Source organism: Streptomyces sp. cf386 (genome assembly GCF_900103585.1).
Taxonomy (GTDB): Bacteria; Actinomycetota; Actinomycetes; order Streptomycetales; family Streptomycetaceae; genus Streptomyces.
The window spans coordinates 466,978-490,241 of sequence record NZ_FNHV01000006.1; the positions used below are offsets into that span (position 1 = coordinate 466,978).

Below are 23,264 nucleotides of genomic sequence, written 5' to 3' on the forward strand. Positions count from 1 at the left end.
CGGCCGACCCACCTTGTCCACCTGCGTATTTCGTCCACCACTTAACAACGTGGTGGACGAAGCCTTGTCAAACCTACGCTCGCTCTTATGGCGTTGAAGCCCATCGGAAACCATCTCGTCGCAGAATTGGAGTTTTTCGATGCTGAATAGAGTCGTGATCGTGGGCGGTGGTACTGCCGGCTGGATGACCGCGTCGTACCTCAAGGCAGCCTTCGGTGACCGGATCGACCTCACCCTCGTCGAATCCGGAAAGGTCGGCACCATCGGTGTCGGAGAAGCCACGTTCAGCGACATCCGGCATTTCTTCGAGTTTCTCGGGCTCAAGGAATCGGACTGGATGCCGGCGTGCAACGCCACGTACAAGCTCGCGGTGCGTTTCGAGAACTGGCGGAAGCCCGGTCATCACTTCTACCACCCGTTCGAGCAGATGCGGTCCGTCGACGGCTTCCCGCTGACGGACTGGTGGCTCAAGAACGGTCGCACCGACCGGTTCGACGTGGACTGCTTCGTGATGGCCAACATCTGCGACGCCGAGCGCAGCCCCCGTCACCTCGGCGGCGCCATGCTGTCGCAGCCGTACGACGAGCACGTCGAAGAGCCCCAGGGCCTGACGATGTCGGAGCACCAGGGCAAGACCCAGTTCCCGTACGCCTACCACTTCGAGGCCGCGCTGCTGGCGAAGTACCTCACCACCTACACGGTGGAACGCGGTGCGAAGCACATCATCGACGACGTCAAGGACGTCAAGCTCGACGAGCGCGGCTGGATCAGCAGCGTGGTGACCGCCGAGCACGGTGAGCTGACCGGTGACCTGTTCATCGACTGCACGGGCTTCCGCGGGATGCTGCTCAACAAGGCCCTGGAGGAGCCCTTCATCTCCTTCCAGAACACCCTGCCCAACGACAGCGCGGTCGCCCTGCAGGTGCCGCAGGACATGGAGGCGCGGGGCATCCGGCCCTGCACCACCGCCACCGCGCAGGACGCGGGCTGGATCTGGACCATCCCGCTCTACGGCCGCATAGGCACCGGGTACGTGTACGCCAGCGACTACCTGTCGGCCGACGAGGCCGAGCGCACCCTGCGCGAGTTCGTGGGCCCGAGCGCGGCCGACGCCGAGGCCAACCACATCAAGATGCGCATCGGCCGCAGCAACCGCTCCTGGGTCAACAACTGTGTGGGTATCGGCCTGACCAGCGGCTTCGTCGAGCCGTTGGAGTCGACCGGCATCTTCTTCATCCATCACGCGGCCGAGCAGCTGGTCAAGAACTTCCCCGGGGCCGACTGGAACCCGGTGCAGCGCGACAGCTACAACAGCTCCGTCGCGAATGTGATGGACGGCGTGCGTGAGTTCCTGGCTCTGCACTACGCCGCCGCCGCGCGCAACGACACGCAGTACTGGAAGGACACCAAGACCCGGGAGCTGCCCGACGGTCTGGCCGAGCGGATCGAGCACTGGAAGTACCAGCTGCCGGACACCGAGTCGGTCTACCCGTACTACCACGGGCTGCCGCCGTACTCCTACATGTGCATCCTGCTCGGGATGGGCGGCATCGACCTCAAGCCGTCCCCGGCGCTCTCGCTCGCCGACAACAGCGCGGCGCTGAAGGAGTTCCAGTCGGTGCACGACCAGGCCGCGACCCTCATCGGCCAGCTCCCGACGCAGTACGAGTACTTCACGCACATGCGCCGCTGACCCCGCTGACCCCGCAGGCGCCGCGGCGGCCCTCCGGCCGCCGCGGCGCCGCGTCCGTCGCGTCCGTCGCCCCAGGGAGCTTCACCCCGTGAACGAACTCATCCGACTCAACGAATCCGCACGGCCGGCCGCCCCCGCGTCCGTCGCCGAGGGCCAGCGCACCATGATGAGCGGCTTCCCCACCGGGGTCGCCGTCCTCACCACGACCGACCCCGACGGCACGCCCCGCGGGATGACCATCTCCTCGGTGTGCAGCGTCACGCTGGACCCGCCCATCCTGCTGGTCTGCCTCCGCAGCGGCAGCCCCACCCTGCGCTCGGTCCTGGACACCGGCCGGTTCGCGGTGAACCTGCTGCAGGGTGCCGCGCAGCCGGTCGCCGAACTGTTCGCGTCGGGTGCGCCCGATCGTTTCGACCGCGTGCGCTGGGAGTACGACGCCGGCGACCCGTACGCGGCCGGTCCCCATCTCGTGCACGACGCACACGCCATCGCGGACTGCCAGGTCAGTGACGAGCACCGCAGCGGGGACCACCTCGTGGTCTTCGGCAGCGTCCTGCGGGTCACCCCGTTCCCGGACCGGCAGCCGCTGGTCTACGGCAAGCGGGAGTACCGGGTGTGGCCGGTGGGGCAGGACCGCCGCCAAAGCGTGTGACCACAGCCGAGGGGCCCGAGCACATGTGCTCGGGCCCCTCGGTGTCGGGAATCAGTGCCGGCGGATCAGGCCGAGGACGCCATGGGCCTCGGGCCGAGAACCGGGCCGACCGCGGCCGTCCTGCCGTCCAGCAGGGCCATCCCCAGCGGGGTCACCGAGTGCAGCACGGTGTTGCGCACCCGCCGGGTGGTGATCAGCCCCGACTCGCGCAGCACGGAGGCGTGCTGGCTGGCGCAGGGCGCCGAGACGCCGAGCCGGTCGGCGAGTTGGCTGGTGGTGCGCGCGGCCCGCAGTTCACGCAGGGCCGCCGCCCTGGTCTGGCCGACCAGGGCGGCCAGTGCCTGGGACGGGAGACTGGTGTCGTCCCACAGCAGGGCGGACTGCTCCGCGTTCGGCGGTGCCGAGAAGACCAGGACGGCCGGGCCGCGCTGCTCGTCGGCGCGGAAGAGCCGGGCGGGGCGGTGGGCCAGGAACACGGACGGGCTGAGCACCAGGCCCTTCCCGTCGAGACGTACGTCGCTGTCGGGGCCGTCGTGCAGTTCCAGCACCTGGCCGTTCCACAGGGCCCGTCGTCCCAGCCCGGCGAGCAGCTGCTCGACACCGCCCGCCATGACCATCCGGCCGCGGGCGTCGCACTCGGCCTCGCAGTGGGCCAGCACCCGGTTCCAGTAAGGGGCCACCGCGGCCCGCCAGAAATCGCCCGGGGTCGACGCGGACGCCGTCTGGGTGCCCGATTTCGCGCGCAGCCTCGTATAGACCTGGCGCTGCCATCGCGCGTAAATGGCGCCGACGCCACGCGTGAACAGTTCTCTGGCGAGTCTCGACTCTATTTCCGGTCCCGCGGTGGTCTGCAGCCGTGTTCGCGCCAGATCGGCCGTCGTGAAATGGATCCGCTGCAAGGCAATACCCCCGTGTTGTGCACGATGTTCGGTCATGCATCCGCCCCCACCGGTCGGCCGACGGGGGAACGATTTTCGTGCGGTCGTGTGCGACTGGCCGGCGAGCCGAATCAGCTCGATTGTCCGGTGAGCCGGGCAAAGGCGTCGTCGAGTGTGGGTCGACGCACGGCGAAGTCCACGACGGTCACTCCGGCTTTCTCCAATGCCGTCGCGGCAGCGGCGATACTGCCCATGCCGGCATCGAGCGGGAGGGAGATGACGCCCTCGTCCCGGCCCAGTGCCGGGTCGTCGAAGGCGTTGGTCCGCAGGGCCGCCAGGGCGTCGGCGACGGCGCCGTGGCCCGCCACGCGGATCTCCAGCCGGTCCGGTCCGACGGACCGCTTCAGCTCGTCCGGGGTGCCCTCGGCGACGACGCGCCCGCTGTCGACGACGGCGATACGGTCGGCGAGGAAGTCCGCCTCTTCCAGATACTGGGTGGTCAGCAGGACGGTCATGCCGTCGGCCACGAGATCGCGCACGGCGGTCCACAGCGACATACGGCTCACCGGGTCGAGGCCGGTGGTCGGTTCGTCGAGGAAGAGCACCGAGGGCGACGCGACCAGACAGGCCGCGAGGTCGAGCCGGCGCCGCATGCCGCCGGAGTAGGTCTGCACGGGCCGGTCGGCGGCACCGGTCAGGTCGAACTGGTCCAGCAGCTGCTCGGCACGGCCACGGGCGCCGCGTCGGCCGAGGTGCAGCAGCACGCCGATGAGGGTGAGGTTCTCGCGGCCGGTGAGCAGCCCGTCCACGGCCGCGTACTGGCCGGCCAGGCCGATCCGGCGGCGGACCTCCGCGGGTCGGCGCACGACGTCGAATCCGGCCACTTCGGCGTGGCCGCTGTCTGGTTCGAGCAGGGTGCTGAGGACCCGTACGGTGGTGGTCTTGCCTGCTCCGTTCGGGCCGAGCAGTCCGAGGACGGTGCCCTCCACGACGCTGAGGTCGACGCCGTCGAGGGCCTGGTGGTCCTTGAATCCCTTGCGCAGGCCCTCGGCCCGGATCGCGGTCTTCACGTCTGTCGGCGGTGTCCGCGACGCCCGGTCAGGCGCCGAGGCCGGCAGCGGACTCGCGGATGCTTCTGGGCCGCATGTCGGTCCAGTGCTCCTCCACATGGGCCAGGGCGGCCTCCCGGCTGCTCTCGCCCAGCGCCACCGTCCACCCGTCGGGCACCGCGGCGAAGGCGGGCCACACGCTGTACTGGCCCTCGTCGTTGACGAGTACGAGGAACGTGCCGTCCTGGTCGTCGAAGGGGTTCGTCACGTCGCGCTCTCCAAATCTGAGGAGTTCGGGGAAGAGGGCCGACCGTGGCGGGCCCCGATACGAACATCGTGTCGAGGCCCGCTGACACGGCACTGACCGCTACCTGAAACGGGCGTCAGGCGGGAGCGGCCGCCCGGCGGGACTCCACGAAGCGCACGACGTGGTTCACCGTGCGGAAGTTGTCGATGTCGAGGTCGGTGGGGTTGACCGCGATGCCGAAGGTCCGCTCGACCCACATCACGAGCTGCACGGCGAACAGCGAGCTGACGCTGCCCGTGGCGAAGATGTCGTGGTCGTCACCGAGTTCGGCGTCCCGGACGTGCTCACCGATGAAGGTGCGCACGATCTTGGCGATGTCGTCTGTCATCAGGCCCCTGCCTTCTTCCCGGTGTTGACCGGCTCGTACGAATAGAAACCATGACCGCTCTTGCGGCCCAGGCGGCCCGCGGCGACGAGCTTGCGCAGCAGCGGCGCCGGAGCGAACTTGGGGTCGTTGAAGTTGTCCAGAAGGACCTCCAGCGAGTACATGACGGTGTCCAGGCCGATCAGGTCCGCGGTCTCCAGCGGACCCATCTGGTGGCCGAGGCACTGCCGGAAGAGCCGGTCGATGTCGCCGGCCTGCGCCACGTTGTCCTGGAGCAGCAGGATCGCCTCGTTGACGCTGAGCATGGCGACGCGGTTCGTGACGAAGCCCGAGGAGTCCTCGACCACCACGATGTCCTGTCCGACGGTGCGGAACAGCCCGCGGGTGACCTCGATCGTCTCCGGTGAGGTGTGGAAGCCCCGGATCACCTCGACGAGCTTCTTCAGCGGCACGGGGTTCATCAGGTGGGTGCCGACGACCCGGTCCGGACGGCCGGTGACCGACGCCATCCGCGTGATGGGGATGGCCGAGGTGTTCACGCCGAACACACAGTGCTCCGGCGCCACCGCGTCCATCTCGCGGTACAGCTTCTCCTTGATGTCCCAGTTCTCCGTCACGTTCTCCACGACGAAGTCGGCGTCCGCGAGCCCGTCCAGGTCGGTGCGGAACTCGATCCGGGAGAGCACCTCCTCGGGGCTGCTCTTGGCCAGCTCGCGGTCGAGCATCCCGTACAGCCGGGCGTTCTCCCCGATCAGGTCGCGGGCCCGGGACAGGGCTGTGTCGGTGGTGTCCACGAGCACCACGGAGAGGCCCGCCGCGGCGAAGGCGTGGGCACCGCCGATGCCCATCGTGCCGGCGCCCAGGACGGCCACGCGCCGGATCTGGCTGGTATCAGTCATCGCTTTCCCTTGCCCGGTTGAGGTGTGGTGCGGCACCGCTCGGCAAGCGGGGCCGGCCAGTCGGCGACGTCCCATCCGTACTGGCAGAGCACGGCGTAGGTGAACCGCTCCAGGCCGAATCCGACGCAGGCGGAGTACACCGTGGCGCCGTCGGGTCCCTTGATGCCGAAGGCGTCGCCGAAGTGCTTTTCATGCAGGTTGAAGGAGCCGATCGAGATGCTGTCCCCGGGGCCGACGTCCAGATGGAGTTCGTGCTTGAGTTCCAGCAGACGCTGCGAGGAGACCTGGGCCGCGGTCGCCGCTCCGGCGAAGAAGGGGTCGCTCGCCACCTCGACCCGGCCGGCCAGGTCGAGCTGTTCGACCAGTTCCACGGCGCGCCGGCGGAACCGGTCGCGGGCCTCGCGGACGAACTCGGCCGTGCCCAGGAAGACCGTCTCGCGGATGGTGAAGTCGGACAGCCGCTCCAGGGTCCGGTGGTAGCGGGACTCGTGCCGGAAGGAGCCGCCCTTGGCGGTCACGACCGTGTTCTCGTCGGGAAGGGTGCCCCCGGCGAACTGGTCGAAGGTGTGGTAGCACATCGTGGGCGGCAGGCACCGGTCCACCGGTGCGCAGCGGTGCAGCACCCGGTCCCCGATGGTGTCCCGCGCCCCGACCTCCTCGGCGAAGGCCCGGTAGGTATCGACGTCTCCGTCCAGCCGCGCGGCGAACATCATGTGCTGCGGGAAGGAGGACAGGTATCCGCTGCGGTGCAGCGCGGTGACCGGCAGCAGGGTCGGGTAGCGGTACTCGTGGGCCCCGAACTCCTCGCGGATGATGTCCCGCAGGAGTCCGTCGAGGGCGTCGAGCGCGGCCAGTGCCGGGGCGCCGAGCGCCACCTGCCCGGGCCCGATCTCGTGCACCACGCCGTCCGCCAGCAGCCCGTCGAAGGTGTCGTCGTTCGGCGTGCGGTCCGTGGCGGAGCGCCACAACACCTTGGGCGGGGTGGGCAGTTGGGGGCGTACCTCGGTGTCGACGACGTGCCGGAGCTTCTTGGCGAGGGTCTCGGCGTCGACCGGGTGCTCGGTGGTCACCTCGACCGCGTCGACCGCGTCGCCGTCGCCGGGGACGAGCCGGAAGCCGGTGATGGCCTCGGAGATGTAGTAGACGCGCCGGTTGAGTTCGTCGAGGTGGGCCCCCGAGACCGGTTCGTCGAGGGTGAGTCGGTAGGAGTGCATGTCGGCCTCTCGTCCTTACGCCGTCGTCGGCAGGCCCATGAGGCCGGCGATGATGGACCGCTGGATGTCCGAGGTGCCGCCGTAGATCGTGCCCGCGAGCACGTCCCGTACCTCCCGCTCGATACCGAGCTCCTCGGTGTAGCCGCGGGCGCCGTGGATCTGCATGGCGTCGAGCGCGGTGGCCTTCAGGCCCTCGCTGACATAGAGCTTCAGCATGGACGCCTCCTGCATCGCGAGGCGGCCCTCGGAGCGCAGCCAGCCGACCTTGTAGAGCATCAGCCGGGCCAGCTCCAGACGGACCCGCATGTCGGCGATCTTGTGGGAGACGGACTGGAACGCACCGATGGGGCGGCCGAACTGGCGGCGGCCGGCCGCGTACTTGGCGCACTGGTCGGTGAGCCGGCTCATCACCCCGACCTGGCTGGCGAACATGAAGCCGCGTTCCCACTCCATGGTGGAGGTGAACAGCTGGTACCCGGCTCCCTCCGCGCCCAGCCGCTGGTCCTCCCCGACCACGCAGCCGTCGAAGGTGATCTCGCCCATCAGGGTGCCGCGCAGGCCCGCCTTGGGGATGTCGCGGGCGGTGAGTCCGGCGGTGTCGGCCGGGACGACGAAGGCGGACAGGGCGCGCTGCGGAGCGACGTCGTCGCCACCGGTGCGGGCGAAGACGATGAACAGGTCCGCGCGCGGGCCGTTGCTGATGAACTTCTTCGTCCCGTTCAGCACATAGCCGTCCCCGTCACGGACGGCGGTGGTGGTGAGCGAGAGCATGTCGGAGCCGGTCTCCGGCTCGGACAGGGCGTGCGCGCCGACCAGCGAGCCGTCGCAGAGCGCGGGCAGCCAGCGGTGGCGCTGCTCCTCGGTGCCGTGGTCGGCGATGTAGACGGCGCAGGCGAAGAGGTGGTTGTTGATCGCGAAGACCAGGCCGTTGTCGACACAGCCTTCGCCGAGCGCCTCGTACGCCATGATCGCGGTCAGCGGGTCCAGGCCGCCGCCGCCGTACTCCTTCTTGATCGGCCAGCCCAGCACGCCGAAGTCGGCGCAGGCCTTCCAGCCGATCTCGTCGAAGGTGGCGTTGCGGTCGTGCTCGGCCACCTGGGCGCCGAGGTTGTCACGGGCGAACCGGACGACCTGGTCGCGCAGCGCCCGTTGCTCTGGCGTGGGTGCGAAATCCATCAGTCTTCTCCGTGGTCGGGGAGGTGGGGCCGGTTGCGAAGCGGTGGGCGGCTCACACCTCCCACAAGGTCACCGCCCATGCGGCCACCTGGCTGTTGTTGAGGACGAGCACCATGTCGCCCTGGTCCAGTTCGCCGCTCGCCAGCAGGGCGTCGATGTTCAGCACCACGTCTGCGGCGCCCAGATGGCCATACTCGGCGAGGTGCCGGCCGCACACGGGGTGGATGGGCAGGCCGAGCAGGGAGGTGTAGAAGTCGTACGCGGCGGCGGTGACGTTCTGCATCAGCGTGGCCTTGACCCGGTCCCGGTCCACCCCGGCGTCCGCGAGGACCTGCTCGATCATCGCGCCGAGCCTGCGCGAGCTGAGGGTGGCCAGCTGGAAGCGGTAGCGCGATACGTCCTCACACACCTCGCGCCACTCGTACCAGGGGGTTTCCTTGTACTCGACGCGGAACAGGTCGTGGAAGCTGCCGTCGGCCTGCTCACGATGGGCTCGCAGCACCGGCCGGCCGCCGCGGACCATGGTCATGGCGAACGCGCCGTCGCCGACGACGGTGACGGGGAACCGGATCCGGTCGACCCCGGTGGGGCGGCTGGCGTGGGTGATGACGACCTGCTCACGGGCGGGGTCCGCGACCAGCAGATCCCGGGCGAGGGCCCAGGCGGTGCTGGACCCGGTGCAGCCCAGCCCCTCGATGGTGAGGGGGTAGGCGGAGTTCAGCTTCGCCTCGCTCTGCACCCGGCAGACGTCCGAGCCGAGCAGGACGTCCGGTGCCCGCGGCGCCACCAGCAGCAGGACGTCCGGCTCCCCCGGATGCGCCTCGAACAGTTCCCGGCAGGCCCGCGCGGCGAGCGGCGCCTGCTCGGTCTCGTCGAAGACACCGACGGTCCGCACACCGCTGCCCCGGGCGAACTCCGCCGAGGCGGCGTCCAGCATCGCGAACTCGGGGAGGTCCTCGACGGCCACCCTGGTGTCGGGCAGCAGGAAGTGGATCGCCCCGATGCCGATGTCCGTGCCGGCGTTCATGCGGCGCTCCCTTCCGTGGCCCGCTCGGCGGTCAGGGCGACCGGCAGGCCGCTGTAGCCGTAGACGAAGTTGGAGAAGAGCCGCTCGGGCGGGCCCTGGAGACTGATGCCGGCGACCTGGGTGCGCAGCGCGTCGAGCATCGCGTTCACATGGACGCGGCCGAGGAAGGCGCCGAGGCAGAAGTGCGGGCCGTGGCCGAAGGCGACGTGCTTGTTGGGGGTGCGGGCCAGGTCGAAGACGTCCGGGTCGGTGAAGACCGTCTCGTCGAGGTTCGCCGAGCTGTTCCACAGGCTGACCACGTCGCCGGCCTTGATGGTCTGATCGCGCAGCGGTACGTCCACCAGGGCGCGGCGGCCGAAGTGCATGGCGGGGGTGGTCCAGCGCAGCACCTCCTCGGTGGCGCTGTCGACGCTCACCGCGCCGGACTTCAGGGCCCGCCACTGCTCGGGGTGTTCGGCCAGGGCTATCAGGCCGCCGACCGAGGACATCCGGCTGGACTCGTCGCCGCCCAGGATCAGGCTGTAGCAGTTGAAGACGATCTCGTCCTCGGTGAGCGGTTCGCCGTCGACGGTGGCCGTGGCGAGGGCGCTGATCACATCGTCGCCGGGGTGGCGCCGGCGCCGGGCGGCCAGGTCGGAGAAGTACATCAGGATCTCGTTGCGGGCGAGCCACTCCTCCAGCTCGCTGTCGTCGGCGCTGTGCCGGGAGAGCGTCTGGGTGTTCCAGGCGACGAGCTGCTCACGGTCCTCCTGCGGGACGTCCATGAGGTCGCCGATGGTGTTGATCGGGATGTGGTCGGCCACGTCGGTGACGAAGTCCAGCTCACCGTGGGCGAGGGCCTCGGCGACGAGGTCCTGGGTGCGCCGGTGCACGCCCTCCACCACGGGCTCCAGCACCCGGGGCGAGAAGGACTTGAGCATCAGGTTGCGGATCTCGCGGTGCCGTACGCCGTCGGTGACGGCGAGCATCTTGCGTGAGGCGGAGTCCTCGCCCTGGAGCAGGGTCGCCAGGACGTTGCCCCGCTCGGAGGTGAACCGCTTGTTGTCGCGGTAGAGGGTGACGACGTCGTCGTAGGTGGAGATCACCCAGAATCCGGGGCCGCGTTCGGTGGCCCGGTGCCAGAAGACGGGCTGCTCGGTGCGGAACCTGCGCCACATGTCCGGGAGGTTCACGTCGAGGAAGGTCTGCGGATCGGTGAGGTCCACCGTGGCCAGGTCGTCCACGGTCTGCCGTGGTGGGGTGGTCATGTGCTGTCTCTCTCCAGGGGTCAGGCGCCCGCGGTGCGGTAGCGGCGGAGGCTCACCGTTACGCAGAGGGCGAGAAGCAGGCCCAGGGACACCGCGACCACCACCCAGGGGTGGTCGGCGGGGAAGGTGCCGCCGGTGCTCGCGGGGTTGCCCCACAGCCGGCGGCAGCAGGCGATCACGGCGCTCACCGGATTCCACTCCGCGACCGGCCGGATCAGGGACGGGATGTTCTGCGGGGCCAGGAACGCGTTGGACAGGAAGGGCAGCACGATCACCACGAAGGGCGTGATCACGCTGATCGTCTCCACGTTGCGCAGGGTCAGCGCGAACAGCACGCCCAGCCACAGCATCACGTAGATGAACGCGCCGATCAGGGCGAAGCCGGCGAGCACGGACCAGGGCCCGGTGTGCGGGCGCCAGCCGAGCAGCAGTCCGGAGCCGGTGACGACGGCCAGCCCCAGCAGACCCACCAGGAGGTCGGCGAAGGTGTGCCCGAAGAGCACCGCGGAGCGGCTGATCGGCAGCGAGCGGAACCGGTCGGTCATGCCGCCGTGCAGGTCCAGCGCCACGGAGATGGCGGTGGGTCCCACACAGGCGAGGGCCACCTGGACGGCGCCGCCGGCGAAGACGTACTCCCCGTACGTGCCTCCGTCCGGCAGCGTGATGGAGTCCCGGAACAGATAGCCGAGCATCACCATGCTCACCAGCGGGCTGAGCGCCACGCCCAGCACCCGGGCGGGCGCCCGCCGCAGGTGTCGCAGACGGCGGCCGGTCACCGCGGAGATCTCGGTGAGGAGCGCCGCCACGGGGGCGGGCCGGGTGGCGGCGGCGGCCGTCATGACCGCCGCCCGTCGTTCTCGGCCGACTTGGCGTTCTCGGCGTGCCAGCGGGCCAGTTCGGCGGTGATGGCCGGGCCGATCTCCTGGAGCGGTCCGTTGCTCATCATCTCGTCGTGGGTGCAGGCGAGGTGGTGGACGTCCATCGGCCCGTCGAAGACCGGCTTCCACAGCCCCACCTTGTTCGCCTGCTCGCCGTCGGAGAGCGGGGACTCGGAGACGAAGAGCTGCATCTTCCCTTCGTAACGGCCGGGTGCGTACAGGGACTTCAGTGTCTGGTGATGGCTCATCAGGTCGACCATCGCCGCCATCCGCCGCTCCCCCATCCGGGCCAGCGGGCTGTTGTCGCGGCGCAGGGTCTCGAAGATGTCCTGGACGGTCAGGTCCCGGTCGCCGAACTCGGAGCGATGGTGCCCGATGCCCTCCAGCAGCCAGGCGTAGAGCGACTGTTCCTCGCGGTCGTCCGGGACCCCGGTGCGCGGGTAGGCGTCGAGGACGGAGAGCACGCCGACCTCCTCGCCGGCGGCCCGCAGCTGGACGGCCATCTCGTAGACGATGGTGCCGCCGAACGACCAGCCGAGCAGGTGGTACGGGCCCTCGGGCCGGACCTCCTTGATCATCCGGATGTAGTCGGCGGCGATCTCCTCGATCGACCCGGGCAGCGGCGCGAAGTCCACCACGCAGGGCGCCTGGATGCCGTAGATCGGGTGCTCGGCACCGATGTGCCGGGCGAGCGGCAGATACGGCAGGCTGAAGCCGACGCCGCTGTGCACGCAGAACACCGGTGGCAGGCTCCCGGTCGGCCGGATGCACAGCATCGCGCTGAACAGATCGGCCATGTCGGGCTCCGCCGGGGCGGCGAGGGCCTGCGTCATCACCTCCGCGCCGGTGCGCTCCGGCTCGGTGGCGGCCTCGACCGGGCCGCCCCGGCAGACCTCGGCGAGTTCGGCCACGCTCTGGTGCACGAAGACATCGGCGACGGTGACGTCGAGACCGGCCTTGCGTGCCCCGCTGACCAGCAGCAGCGACTTCATGCTGTCCATGCCGACGTCGAAGACGCTCTGCTCGACCCCGATCCCGGGCAGCCCCAGCACCTCGGTGACGATGTCGTGCAGCACGGACTCGGTCTCGTCGCGCGGTGCGGTCCCGGCCGTGTCCCGGACCGCCTCCGGCGCGGGCAGCGCGGCCCGGTCCACCCGGCCGTCCGCGGTGAGCGGCAGGGCGTCGAGCACCACGAACGCGGACGGCACCATGTAGGCGGCGAGCGCCGAACCCGCGGCCTTGGCCAGGGCGTCGGTGTCCACCGCGGCCCCTTCGGCGGGTACGACGTACGCCACCAGCCGGACATCGCCGGGACGGTCCTCACGGGCCACCACCGCGGCCCGGTCCACCGCCGCCTGCGACGCCAGCATCTCCTCGATCTCGCGCAGGCCGACCCGGAAGCCGCGCACCCGCACCTGGTCGTCCGAGCGGCCCACGTGCCGCAGTTCGCCGTCCGCGCCCCACTTCACCAGGTCGCCGGTGCGGAACATCCGGGAGCCGGGCGGGCCGTAGGGGCAGGGCACGAAGCGTTCCGCGGTCGCCGCGGGGCTGCCGGCGTAGCCGCGGGCCAGGCCGTCGCCGGCGAGGTACAGCTCGCCGGGCACACCTGGGCCGACCGGTCCCAGCCAGGGGTCCAGGACGTATGCCCGTACGTTGGCGATCGGCCGGCCCAGCGGCAGGACGCCGGAGCCGGTCTCCTCGCCGGGCTCGACGGTCCGGGAGAGCGCGCCGACCGTGGCCTCCGTCGGGCCGAACTCGGTCACCACCCGGACCCGCGGGTGGGCCGCGCGCCACTCGTCCAGCCGCTCGGCGAGCACGGGCTCGTCGGCGAGGACCAGTTCGCCGCTCGGCGAGCAGCCGTCGGGCAGCGCGCCCAGCAGCGCCAGGTGGCTCGGGGTGCCCTTGAGGAACGCGGCTCCGCCGCGCGCCGTGGCGTCGTCCTCGGTGAGTTCGGCCAGGCGCACCGTGCCGCCGGTGACCAGCGGCAGGAACAGTCCCGTGACCGAGACGTCGAAGGACAACGGGGTGGCCAGCAGCGCGTCGTCGCCGACGCGGTGGTAGGTCTCCCGCGCCCAGGCCAGGTAGTTGACCACCGCACGGTGCTCGACGACGACGCCCCTGGGGCGGCCGCCCGCGCCGGCGGTGTGGATGACGTAGGCGGGATGCGCGGAGCGCAGCGGGCCCGGACGGTCGGCGTCGGTGACCGCCGCCGTCGACGCGGCCTTCACCGCCGGTCCGTCCACCACCACCGGGGTCGTCCCGGTGGCCAGCATCCGCCGGGCGAGGCCACCGGTGGTGACCACCCTGAGCGGCCCGGCCTCGGCGAACATCCGCTTGATCCGCTCGACGGGTTCGTCGGCCTCGACGGGCAGATAGGCCGCACCGGACTTCAAGGCGCCGAGCACCGCGACGACCGCCTCCGGCGACCGGGGCAGGGCGAGCGCCACGACCTTCTCCGGGCCGGCCCCGGCCTCGATCAGATGCCGGGCCACCTGGTTGGAGCGGGCGTCGAGTTCCGCGTAGGTGAGGGAGCCCCACTCGGCCAGCACCGCGGTGGCGTCCGGGGTGCGGGCGGCCTGCGCGGCGAGCAGCTCGGGCAGGGTGGTGCCGGGCACCTCCCGTGCGGTGTCGTTCCACCCGGTGAGCACCTGGGCGCGTTCGTCGTCGCCCAGCACGTCCAGCCGGCTCAGCCGGACGTCCGGGTCGGCGACCACCTCGCGCAGCAGCCGTACGAAGCCGGCCACGACGCGCTCGGCGGTGGCCCGCGTGAACAGGTCGGTGCTGTAGCCGAGCAGGCCCCGCATGGAGCCGTCCTCGGGCCACTCCAGCAGTTGCAGGGCGAGGTCGACCTTGATCCGGCCGGACTCGACGAACGCGGGGCGCACCGTCAGACCGGGCAGCACCAGCGGTGCGTCCTCGTTGTTCTGCAGCGTCAGCATGACCTGGAACAGCGGGTGCCTTGCCAGCGAGCGCGGCGGGTTGAGCGCGTCCACGATCTGCTCGAAGGGCACGTCCTGATGCGAGTAGGCGGCGAGGTCGGCCTCCCTGACCCGGGCCAGCAGTTCGGTGAAGGCCGGGTCGCCCGCGGTGTCGGTGCGCAGCACCAGGGAGTTGACGAAGAAGCCGACCAGCTCGCCCAGCGCGTCGTCGGTGCGCCCGGCGACCGACGTGCCGACCGGGATGTCGGTCCCGGCGCCGAGCTTGGTGAGCAGGGCGGCGAACGCGGCCTGGAGCACCATGAACTCGGTGGCGCCGGCCTGCCGGGCGATGGCCACCAGGGCGGCGTAGAGCTCGCCGTCGAGTTCGAACATGACCTCGCCGCCGGAGTTGCCGCTCACGGCCGGCCGCGGGTGGTCGGCGGGCAGGGCCAGTTTGTCGGGCAGAGCGGCCAACGTCTGCTTCCAGTAGGCCAGTTGCTGCGACAGATGGCTGTCGGGGTCGTCGGCGGAGCCGAGCAGCTGCCGTTCCCAGACCGCGTAGTCCGCGTACTGCACCGGGAGCGGCGCCCAGTCGGGGGCCCCGCCGGCGCAGCGCGCCCGGTAGGCGGCGGACAGGTCGCCCAGCAGCGGCGCCATCGACCAGCCGTCGAAGGCGATGTGGTGGAAGACCAGCAGCAGCACGTGCTCGTCCTTGCCGAGGCTGAACAGCCGTACCCGCAAAGGCGTTTCACTGGTCAGGTCGAAGCCGAGGTCGTACTCGGCGTCGAGGGCGGCGGCCAGACCGTCCTCGGACAGGGCCCGCACCTTCAGCTCCGGACCGCCGTCGTCGGCGTCCAGCACCCGCAGCGACGGCATGCCGTCGGTCTCCGGGATCACGGTGCGCAGCACCTCGTGCCGGGCCGCGACGTCCCGCACCGCGGCCCGCAGGGCCTCGGCGTTCAGCCGACCGGTGAGCCGGAAGGTCATCGGCGAGTTGTAGGTGCCGGTGGCGCGCCCCTCGCGGCGGTTGAGGAACCACAGCCGCTGCTGGGCGAAGGACAGCGGCCGGCCGGCGTCCGCGGGGGCCGGTGCCAGGGCGGGGCGGGCCGCGTCGGCGGTGTCCAGCTGCCCGGCCAGGGCGGCCACCGTGCGCGCCTCGAACAGCGCACGGATGGGCAGTTCCACACCGAGCGCCGTACGGGCCCGGCTGACCAGCCGGGTCGCCAGCAGCGAGTGGCCCCCGATGTCGAAGAAGTCGTCGTCGATGGTGACCCGGTCCAGGCCGAGCACGTCGGCGAACAGGCTGCGGAGGATGTCCTCGACGGGGTTGCGGGGCTCGCGTCCCTGAGTCGCGGTGTGCGCGCTCGGCGCGGGCAGCGCCTTGCGGTCGAGCTTGCCCTGGGGGGTCAGCGGCAGCTCGGGCAGGGCCACGACCGCGGACGGGACCATGTAGTCGGGCAGTTCGCCGGCCAGCCGCTCGCGCAGCCCCTCGGCGACGGCGTCCTCGTCGGTGAGGACGACGTACGCCATCAGCCGCCGGTCCCCGCTCTCGTCCTCGCGCACGGTGACCGCGGCCTGGGCCACGCCCTCCTGGGCGAGCAGCACCGAGGAGATCTCACCGAGCTCGATCCGGAAGCCGCGCAGCTGGACCTGGTCGTCGGCCCGGCCGACGTAGTCCAGTTGACCGTCCTCCAGCCGGCGCACCAGGTCGCCGGTGCGGTACATGCGCTCGCCGGGAGCGCCGTACGGGTCGGCCACGAACCGCTGGGCGGTGAGGTCCGGGCGGCGCAGATAGCCGCGGGCGAGTCCGCCGGAGACGTACAGCTCGCCCGTCACGCCGACGGCGGTCGGCGCCAGGTCGCGGTCCAGGACGTAGACGCGGTGCGCGGAGGTCGGGCGGCCGATGGGCGGCCGGCCGGTCCCGGACAGCGGGCCGGCGACCGTCGAACTGACCACGGCCTCGGTCGGGCCGTACCCGTTGTACAGCCGCACGCCGGACGCCCAGCGTTCGACGACCTCGGCGGGCACGGCCTCGCCGGCCACCGCGAGGCGCAGATCGGCGGGCAGGGTGCTGCCCTCGGGCAGTCCGCCCACCACCACCGGCGGCAGACCGGCCAGGTTGACCCGGGCCTTGTTGATGAGGTCGACCAGCGGCCGGCCGGGCGTACGGCACTCCTCGTCGGCGATCACCAGCGTGCCGCCGCCCAGCAGCGCCAGCATGATCTCCCAGACCGACGCGTCGAAGCTGAACGAGGCGAACTGGAGCACCCGGGTGTCGCTGTCCAGCCCGAACCGCTCGACCAGGCTGGCGACCATCGCCAGCAGGCCCTGGTGCGCCACGGCGACGCCCTTGGGCCGCCCGGTGGAGCCGGAGGTGTAGATGACGTAGGCGAGATGGCGGGCGTCCAGCGGGGCGCGGCGTTCGGCGTCGACGACGTCGTGGTCGTCGTAGCGCGCGAGGTCGCCGAGCGTGCCGTCGGTGGTGACGGTGACGACGGCCGCCGGTGTGTCGGGGAGGCCGGCCGCGATCTCTTCCGTGGTGAGTACGGCGACCGGGTGGGCGTCCTGAAGCATGTACCCGATGCGGTCCGCGGGGTAGGCGGAGTCGACCGGGAGATAGCCCGCGCCCGCCTTGAGGACCGCGAGCGCGGCCACCACCATCGTGGCCGAGCGCGGCAGGGTCACCGCGACCAGGTCCTCGGGACCGACGCCGCGGTCGATCAGCAGACGGGCCAGCCGGTTGGCGCGGGAGTCGAGTTCCGCGTAGGTGAGTTCGTCGTCGCCGTCGACGACCGCGACGGCGTCCGGCGTGCGGGCGGCGTGCTCCTCGAAGACCTCGGTAGCGGGGCGGGACGCCACCGGAGCCGCGTGGCCGGCCCAGTCACCGAGCAGGAGGCCGCGCTCGTCGTCGCCCAGTGCGTCCACGGTGCTCAGCCGCGCGCCGGGCGCGGCGACCAGCGCCTGGAGGACGTGCACGAAGCGGCCCACGATCGCGCCGACCCCCTGGACGTCGAAGACGTCGGAGCGGTACTGCGCCTCCAGCCGCAGGCGGTCACCGGGGAACACACCGAGCGCCAGCGGGTATTCGGCGATCACCCGGGCCTGCCAGTCGAGCATCGACAGCCCGGGGATGTGCTCGCCGATGCGGTCGAGCACACCGGTCGGGTAGTTGTGGAAGCTCACCACGGTGTCGAAGAGCTCGCCCACCCCGGCGAGTTGCTGCACCTCGGCCAGGCCCAGATGCTGGTGCGGTTCGAGGGCGAGCTGACGGGACTGGAGGTCGACCAGCATCTCCTCCAGCGTGGTGCGCGGGGTGAGGGTCACCCGCACGGGCAGCGTGTGCATGAAGGAGCCCACCATCTGCTCCACGCCCGGCAGTTCGGCGGGGCGTCCGGAGACGACCGCGCCGAAGGTGACGTCCCGGCGGCCGGTCAGCCGCCCGAGGGCCACCGCCCAGGCGCCCTGCGCGACGGTGTTCATGGTCAGGCCGCGCGCATGGGCCCACGAGGTCAGCGCCTGCGTGAGGTCCTCGGGCAGCTCCACACTCCAGGTCTCGGGCAGCGAGTCGACCCGGTCCCGGTCGGCCGGGCCGAGCCGGGTGGGCTCGTCCACTCCGGCCAGCTCCTGCCGCCACGCCGTCCGCGCGGCCTCCTTGTCCTGGGCGCCGGCCCACTCCAGATAGCCGCGCACCGAGGCGACCGGTGGCAGTGCCGAGGTGTCCGCGCCGTTGGACCACAGCGTGACCAGCTCGTGGGCGAGGACGGCCGACAGGGACCAGCCGTCGACCAGGATGTGATGGGCGGTCCACACCACCCGATACCGGTCCGGGCCCAGGGTGTAGACGGTGAACCGGGTCAGCGGGGCCTCGGCCACGTCGAACCGGCGCAGCCACTCCTCGTCGGTCAGCCGGATCGTCTCGGCCTCCCGGCCGTCCGCCGCGCTGTCGGTCAGGTCGACCTCGTACCAGGGCACCTCGACGTTTCCGGGGATCACCTGCACGGGGTCGCCGGCGTCCCGGTCGCGGAAGCAGGCCCGCAGGACGTCGTTGCGCTCCAGCAGAGCCGCCACGGCCCGCCGCAGCGCGCCCTTGTCCAGCGGCCCCTGGATGTCCATGAGGACCTGGAGGGTGTAGGCGTCCATCCCGTGCCGGTCGAACTCGGCCTGGAACAGCAGCCCGCGCTGCAGCGGCGACAGCGGCAGGATGTCCGTGAGTTCCTCGACCTCGCGCTCGTAGGCCTCGATCTCGTCCTGGCCGACGGTCACCAGCGGGAACTCGGAGGGGGTACGGCCGCCCGCCCCGGGACGCCGGGCGTGTTCGGCGAGCAGGCGCAGGGAGCGGAACCAGCCCTCGGCGAGCTCCCGGACGTCGTCCTCGGTCAGCAGCCCGCCGGCGTAGGTCCAGGTCGCCGAGAGCACCGGTCCCCCGGGGCGGTCCTCGGTGACCGAGACGACCTCGACGGGGTGACGCAGCGGGGTGTCCGGGTGGGCGCTCTGCCCGGAGGCGCCGGACTCCATCTGCCAGGCCGCTCCGGTGCCGGCGGTGAACCGGCCCAGGTAGTTGAAGCCGATCTGCGGGACCGGCTGCCGGGAGAGCACCCGGGCCGTCTGCGGGTTGACGTGCCGCAGCAGACCGTGGCCGAGGCCGTGGCCCGGCACCGCGCGCAGCTGTTCCTTGACGCGCTTGAGCGCCCGGCCGCAGCTCGCGCCGGCGTCCGCGATCTCGGTCCAGTCGAGGTCGCCGAGGTCCAGGGCGACCGGGTAGACGCTGGTGAACCAGCCGACGGTGCGGGAGAGGTCGGGCTCGCCGGGGATCGGTTCGCGGCCGTGTCCCTCCAGCTCGACGACCGTCCGGGCGGCGGGGGCTCCGTGCCGTCGGCGCCGGTCGGCGACCGCCAGTGCCAGGCCGGTCAGCAGGACCTCGTCGACTTCCGCGTGGAAGGCCGCGGGGACGGAGGTGAGGAGCTCGGCGGTCTGCTCGGCGGTCAGCTCGATCGTGACCTCGCCGGCGGTCGCGTGGGTGTCCCGGACCGGGTCGAGGGCGCGGGTGCCGAGCAGCGGCTCGTCGGCGCCCGACTGCGCGGTCCACCAGGCCAGTTCGGCCGCGCGGCGGGCGGTGCGGGCCTCCTGCGACAGGGCCTGGGCCCAGCCGCGGTAGGAGGTGGCGACCGGGTCGAGCCGCACCGGGCGGCCCTCGGTCAGCTGGTTCCAGGCGGCCTCCAGGTCGGGCAGCAGGATGCGCCAGGAGACCCCGTCGACGGCCAGGTGGTGGATCACGATCAGCAGGCGGCCCGGCCGGTCCGGGCCCGCGTCGAGGAGCACGGCCTGCACCATCAGCCCGTCCTCGGGCTTCAACCGGCCGCGCGCGGCGGCGAGTTGGTCGGGCAGCGGATCCTCGTCGGCGCCGGAGACGTCGACCCGGGTGACGGTGTCCGCGGCGGACACGGCGCCGACGGGCAGCGTCTCCAGGGACCAGAGCCCGGGGGCCGGGACGGACAGCCGCATCCGCAGCGTGTCATGGGTGTCCAGCAGCGCCTGTACGGCGGTCGTGAGCTGCTCCCTGTCGGTTCCGGCCGGAACCGTGAGCGTCACGTACTGGCTGAACTCCCGTGCGGCGTCGGGATGTTCGGCGAGCTCCTCGCGGAGCTGGTCCACGATCGGGGTGGGCTCGATCTCACCGACGCCGTCCTGGGCGGCCGTCTGGGCCTTGTCCTCCACGGGCTGCGCGGCTGCCGCGATGGCGGCCGGCGTGCGGTGCAGGAAGACGTCGCGGGAGGTGACGACCAGCCCGGCCTTACGGGCCCGGCTGACCACCTGGATCGAGCTGATGCTGTCGCCCCCGAGGGCGAAGAAGCTGTCGTCCGGGCCGACCGAGGGCAACCCGAGCACCTCGGCCAGCACCTGGGCGACGAGCTGCTCCGTGGGGTTGCGCGGGGCCTCGGACGCGGCGTCGGCCACGGCGGCGGCCGGCGCGGCGAAGTCGGGGACGGGCAGCGCCTTGCGGTCCACCTTGCCGTGCGCCGTCAGCGGCAGCCGGTCCAGGGCCACGAGGGCGGCCGGCACCATGTAGCCGGGCAGGACGCCGGCGAGTCCGTCACGGACCGCGTCGGTGCTCGGGGCGGGCTGCTCGGGCACGTAGTAGCCGATGAGCCGCTTCTGGCCGACCTGGTCGGCGCTCGCGGTCACCACCGCGTCCGAGACGCCCGGCAGTGCGCGCAGCGCCGCTTCGACCTCGCCGAGCTCGATCCGGTGGCCGCGGATCTTGACCTGGTGGTCGCGGCGCTCGATGAAGTCCAGCTGTCCGTCGGCGCGCAGCACCACCCGGTCGCCGGTGCGGTACATGCGCGCGCCCCGGCCCACGAACGGGTCGGGCACGAAGGTGGTGGCCGTACGGCCCGGGTCGGCGAGGTAGCCGCGGCCCACACCGGCGCCGCCGATGAAGAGCTCGCCCGGCACCCCCTGCGGCACCGGCCGCAGTTCGTCGCCCAGCACGTACAGCCGGGTGTTGCGCAGCGGCCGGCCGATCGGGACGTACGCCCCGTCGAGGACGTCGCCGTGGCGGACGTAGGCGTGGGTCACGTCGTCCGAGCACTCGGTCGGGCCGTACATGTTGACCAGCCCGATCGCCGGGTAGCGGGCGAACCAGCGGTCGCACAGCTCGGGGGCGAGCGCCTCTCCGTTGGAGATCATCCAGCGCAGGCCGGGCAGCTTCGGGGCGTTGCCGGTGGTGTCCCAGGCGTCGAGCGTGGCGCGCAGCAGGGAGGGGACCACCTCAAGGGTGGTCAGGCCCTCGTCGCCGATGACGCCGAACAGCGCGTCCGGGTCGGCCGCGGTCTCCCGGCTCACCACACGGATCCGCCCGCCGACCAGCAGGGTGGTCAGGGTCTGCCACACCGTGATGTCGAAGGTCACCGGCGCGTTGTGCACCAGGCTGTCCGCGCGGGTCAGGGAGAGTTCCTCGACCTTGGCCAGCAGGTGGTTGATCATGCCGCCGCGCTGCACCATCGCGCCCTTGGGCTTGCCCGTGGACCCGGAGGTGAAGATGACGTAGGCCAGGTCCTGGGGACCGCCGACGACCGGCGGGAGGTCCTCCGGTGCGTCCTCGGCACCGTCCAGGACCAGCAGGTCGAGCCGGTGCCCGGCCTCCGCCGCCAGTCGCTCCGCCAGTTCCCGGTTGGCCTCGTCGGCCAGCAGGCAGGTGGCCGAGCTGTCGGCGAGCAGCGCGGTCAGCCGGGCGTGCGGCGAGCGCGAGTCGAGCGGCAGGAAGGCACGGCCGGAGCCCAGCACGCCCAGCTCGGCGACGACGAAGTCCCGCCCGGGCTCGACCAGCAGGGCCACCGGACCGGATCCGGTGAGCCGTCGGGAGAGCGCGCCCGCCCGGCCGGTCAGTCGGGTGTAGGTCAGGCTGCCCGCGTCGTCGGTCACGGCCACGGCGTCCGGGCGCTCGGCGGCCCGGGCGCGTACCCGCTCGACGACGCCGAGGTACGGTTCGGGCCGCTCGGGGCCGGTGAGCACACGGGTGAGTCGGGTCTGCTCGCCGGGCGCCAGCAGGTCCAGGGCGCCGAGCCGGTCGTCGGCGCCGGCGGTCACGAAGCGGTCGAGCCAGGCGATGAACCGCTGGAGGTGGTCACGGGCCTCGGCGCGGTCGTAGCGGCTCTCGTTGGCGCTGAGGTCGACCCCGACGCCGGCCGCGCCCTTGTCGGCGACGGTGAACTCCAGGTCGTCCACCAGACCGGTGGAGGGGCTCTGCAGAACGGCCTCGCAGGAGCCGATGGTCAGCTTCTCGATCTGCGGCATCATGTTGAGGAACGGGCCGAACGGGCGCCGGTCGTCGCTGGCCAGCCCCATGCCGCGCCGTACCTTGCTGACCCGGTAGCGCTGGTGCTTGAGGGCGCCGGTGATCTCCTTGTGCGCGGCGGCGAGCAGTTCGCCCCGGGTCGTCCGTGGCCCGATCCGCAGCCGCAGCGGCAGGTAGTTGACGACCATGCCGGGGATGTTCTGCAGGGTGCCGCCCACGCGGGCGGTGACCGGCAGCGACAGCATGACGTCGTCCGCCCCGGTCATCCGCTGGGTGTAGGCGCCCAGCGCGGCGACCAGCACGGTCTGCCAGGTCACCCGGGCGTCCCAGGCCACGGTCCGCAGCCGCTCGGCGAGGTCGTCGGCGAGGACGGTCCCCTCGCGCAGGAACGACTGGGCCGGCTCGGCGTCCCGCCGGGCCAGGGTCAGCGGTTCGGGGGCGTCGGCGAAGTGGTCCGTCCAGTAGGCCCGGTCGCGCTCCTGGCGCGGGGAGTCGCCGTAGGCGGCCTCGGCCTCGATCAGGGTGCTCAGCGGGGCGAAGCGCCCCTCGTCGAGGGAGGTGCCCGCGGTCATCGCCTCGTAGATGGCGGACAGCCGCTGCCAGTAGATGACGTAGCTGAAGCCGTCGGACGCCAGGTGGTGGTTGAGCAGGCAGAAGATCGTGCGGTCCGCGGCGAGCGTGAACACGCTGAACCGGAACAGGGGCGCGTCGCCGCCCACCGTGAAGGGCACCCGCAGGTCCGCCCGGATGGCTTCGTTGGCGGCGGCGACGGGGTCGGCGGCGCCGCTGACGTCGGTGACGGTCAGCGGCAGCTCGGCGAGGTCCTCGACGACCTGGCGGGGCTCGCCGTCGACCTCGAAGAAGCGGGCCCGCAGGCACTCCGACTCCTCGGCGAGCCGGGCCAGCGCCGCGGTGAACCGCTCGCGGTCCAGCGGGCCCTGGATGTCCCAGTAGATCGCGGTGTTGTACGTGGCACCGCCGCCGGTGAGCTTCTCGTCGAACCAGATGTCCTTCTGGCCAGCGGTGAGCGGCAGGCCGGCCGTCGGCACACGCTTCATTGCAATCCCCTCGGAAAGGTTCACCAGGTCCATGCAGCCGTCCCGGCCGTCGCAGCGCGATCAGCACTCGGCGCTCAAGGGCCCCGGGCCACGCATGAAGCGCTGCCTCCGCCGGCTGTCCGGAGCCGGCGGGGCAGCGTCGTGAATC

13 protein-coding genes are annotated in these 23,264 nt (G+C 71.8%); 2 read left to right on the forward strand and 11 right to left on the reverse strand.

What is annotated here, in order from left to right:
• Positions 1 to 139 precede the first annotated feature (139 nt).
• Positions 140 to 1,693 carry a tryptophan halogenase family protein gene (locus BLU79_RS18365; RefSeq protein ID WP_093906864.1) on the forward strand — a complete coding sequence of 518 codons (1,554 nt, stop codon included), beginning with the start codon at positions 140 to 142 and terminating at the stop codon, positions 1,691 to 1,693.
• Between the two features lie 88 nt (positions 1,694 to 1,781).
• Positions 1,782 to 2,345: a flavin reductase family protein gene (locus tag BLU79_RS18370; protein WP_371131887.1), complete on the forward strand. Its 564-nt coding sequence runs from the start codon at positions 1,782 to 1,784 to the stop codon at positions 2,343 to 2,345.
• A gap of 65 nt (positions 2,346 to 2,410) precedes the next feature.
• Here the strand turns inward: BLU79_RS18370 and BLU79_RS18375 are convergent, their stop codons facing one another.
• The 11 genes from BLU79_RS18375 to BLU79_RS18425 form a co-directional block, all read right to left on the reverse strand.
• A complete protein-coding gene (locus tag BLU79_RS18375) occupies positions 2,411 to 3,244 on the reverse strand; it encodes a helix-turn-helix domain-containing protein (protein ID WP_093906865.1) in 834 nt (277 codons plus the stop codon).
• Positions 3,245 to 3,354: 110 nt separating this feature from the next.
• Complete coding sequence (locus BLU79_RS18380) at positions 3,355 to 4,293, reverse strand: ATP-binding cassette domain-containing protein (RefSeq protein ID WP_256333365.1); 939 nt, start codon at positions 4,291 to 4,293, stop codon at positions 3,355 to 3,357.
• A gap of 28 nt (positions 4,294 to 4,321) precedes the next feature.
• Positions 4,322 to 4,540: an MbtH family protein gene (locus tag BLU79_RS18385; RefSeq protein WP_093906867.1), complete on the reverse strand. Its 219-nt coding sequence runs from the start codon at positions 4,538 to 4,540 to the stop codon at positions 4,322 to 4,324.
• A gap of 115 nt (positions 4,541 to 4,655) precedes the next feature.
• The gene (locus BLU79_RS18390; protein ID WP_093906868.1) at positions 4,656 to 4,907 is read right to left on the reverse strand and encodes an acyl carrier protein; all 252 of its coding nucleotides are present in this window, start codon (positions 4,905 to 4,907) and stop codon (positions 4,656 to 4,658) included.
• The gene (locus tag BLU79_RS18395; RefSeq protein WP_093906869.1) at positions 4,907 to 5,803 is read right to left on the reverse strand and encodes a 3-hydroxyacyl-CoA dehydrogenase family protein; all 897 of its coding nucleotides are present in this window, start codon (positions 5,801 to 5,803) and stop codon (positions 4,907 to 4,909) included. The genes BLU79_RS18390 and BLU79_RS18395 overlap by 1 nt, the downstream gene beginning before the upstream one ends.
• Positions 5,800 to 7,017, reverse strand: a complete 1,218-nt coding sequence (locus BLU79_RS18400) for a class-II aminoacyl-tRNA synthetase family protein (protein ID WP_093906870.1) — start codon at positions 7,015 to 7,017, stop codon at positions 5,800 to 5,802. The genes BLU79_RS18395 and BLU79_RS18400 overlap by 4 nt, the downstream gene beginning before the upstream one ends.
• Positions 7,018 to 7,032: 15 nt before the next feature.
• Positions 7,033 to 8,193 (reverse strand): acyl-CoA dehydrogenase family protein, encoded by a 1,161-nt coding sequence (locus tag BLU79_RS18405; RefSeq protein ID WP_093906871.1) that lies wholly within the window; start codon positions 8,191 to 8,193, stop codon positions 7,033 to 7,035.
• A 52-nt stretch (positions 8,194 to 8,245) separates the two neighbouring features.
• On the reverse strand, positions 8,246 to 9,220 hold the full coding sequence (locus tag BLU79_RS18410; RefSeq protein ID WP_093906872.1) for a 3-oxoacyl-[acyl-carrier-protein] synthase III C-terminal domain-containing protein: 975 nt from the start codon (positions 9,218 to 9,220) through the stop codon (positions 8,246 to 8,248).
• A complete protein-coding gene (locus BLU79_RS18415; protein WP_093906873.1) occupies positions 9,217 to 10,467 on the reverse strand; it encodes a cytochrome P450 in 1,251 nt (416 codons plus the stop codon). Before BLU79_RS18415 ends, BLU79_RS18410 begins: the two co-directional genes overlap by 4 nt.
• Before the next feature lie 20 nt (positions 10,468 to 10,487).
• Positions 10,488 to 11,306, reverse strand: coding sequence for an ABC transporter permease (locus BLU79_RS18420; RefSeq protein WP_093906874.1), 819 nt, complete (start codon positions 11,304 to 11,306; stop codon positions 10,488 to 10,490).
• A complete protein-coding gene (locus BLU79_RS18425; RefSeq protein ID WP_177001066.1) occupies positions 11,303 to 23,116 on the reverse strand; it encodes an amino acid adenylation domain-containing protein in 11,814 nt (3,937 codons plus the stop codon). Before BLU79_RS18425 ends, BLU79_RS18420 begins: the two co-directional genes overlap by 4 nt.
• Between the last annotated feature and the right edge of the window lie 148 nt (positions 23,117 to 23,264).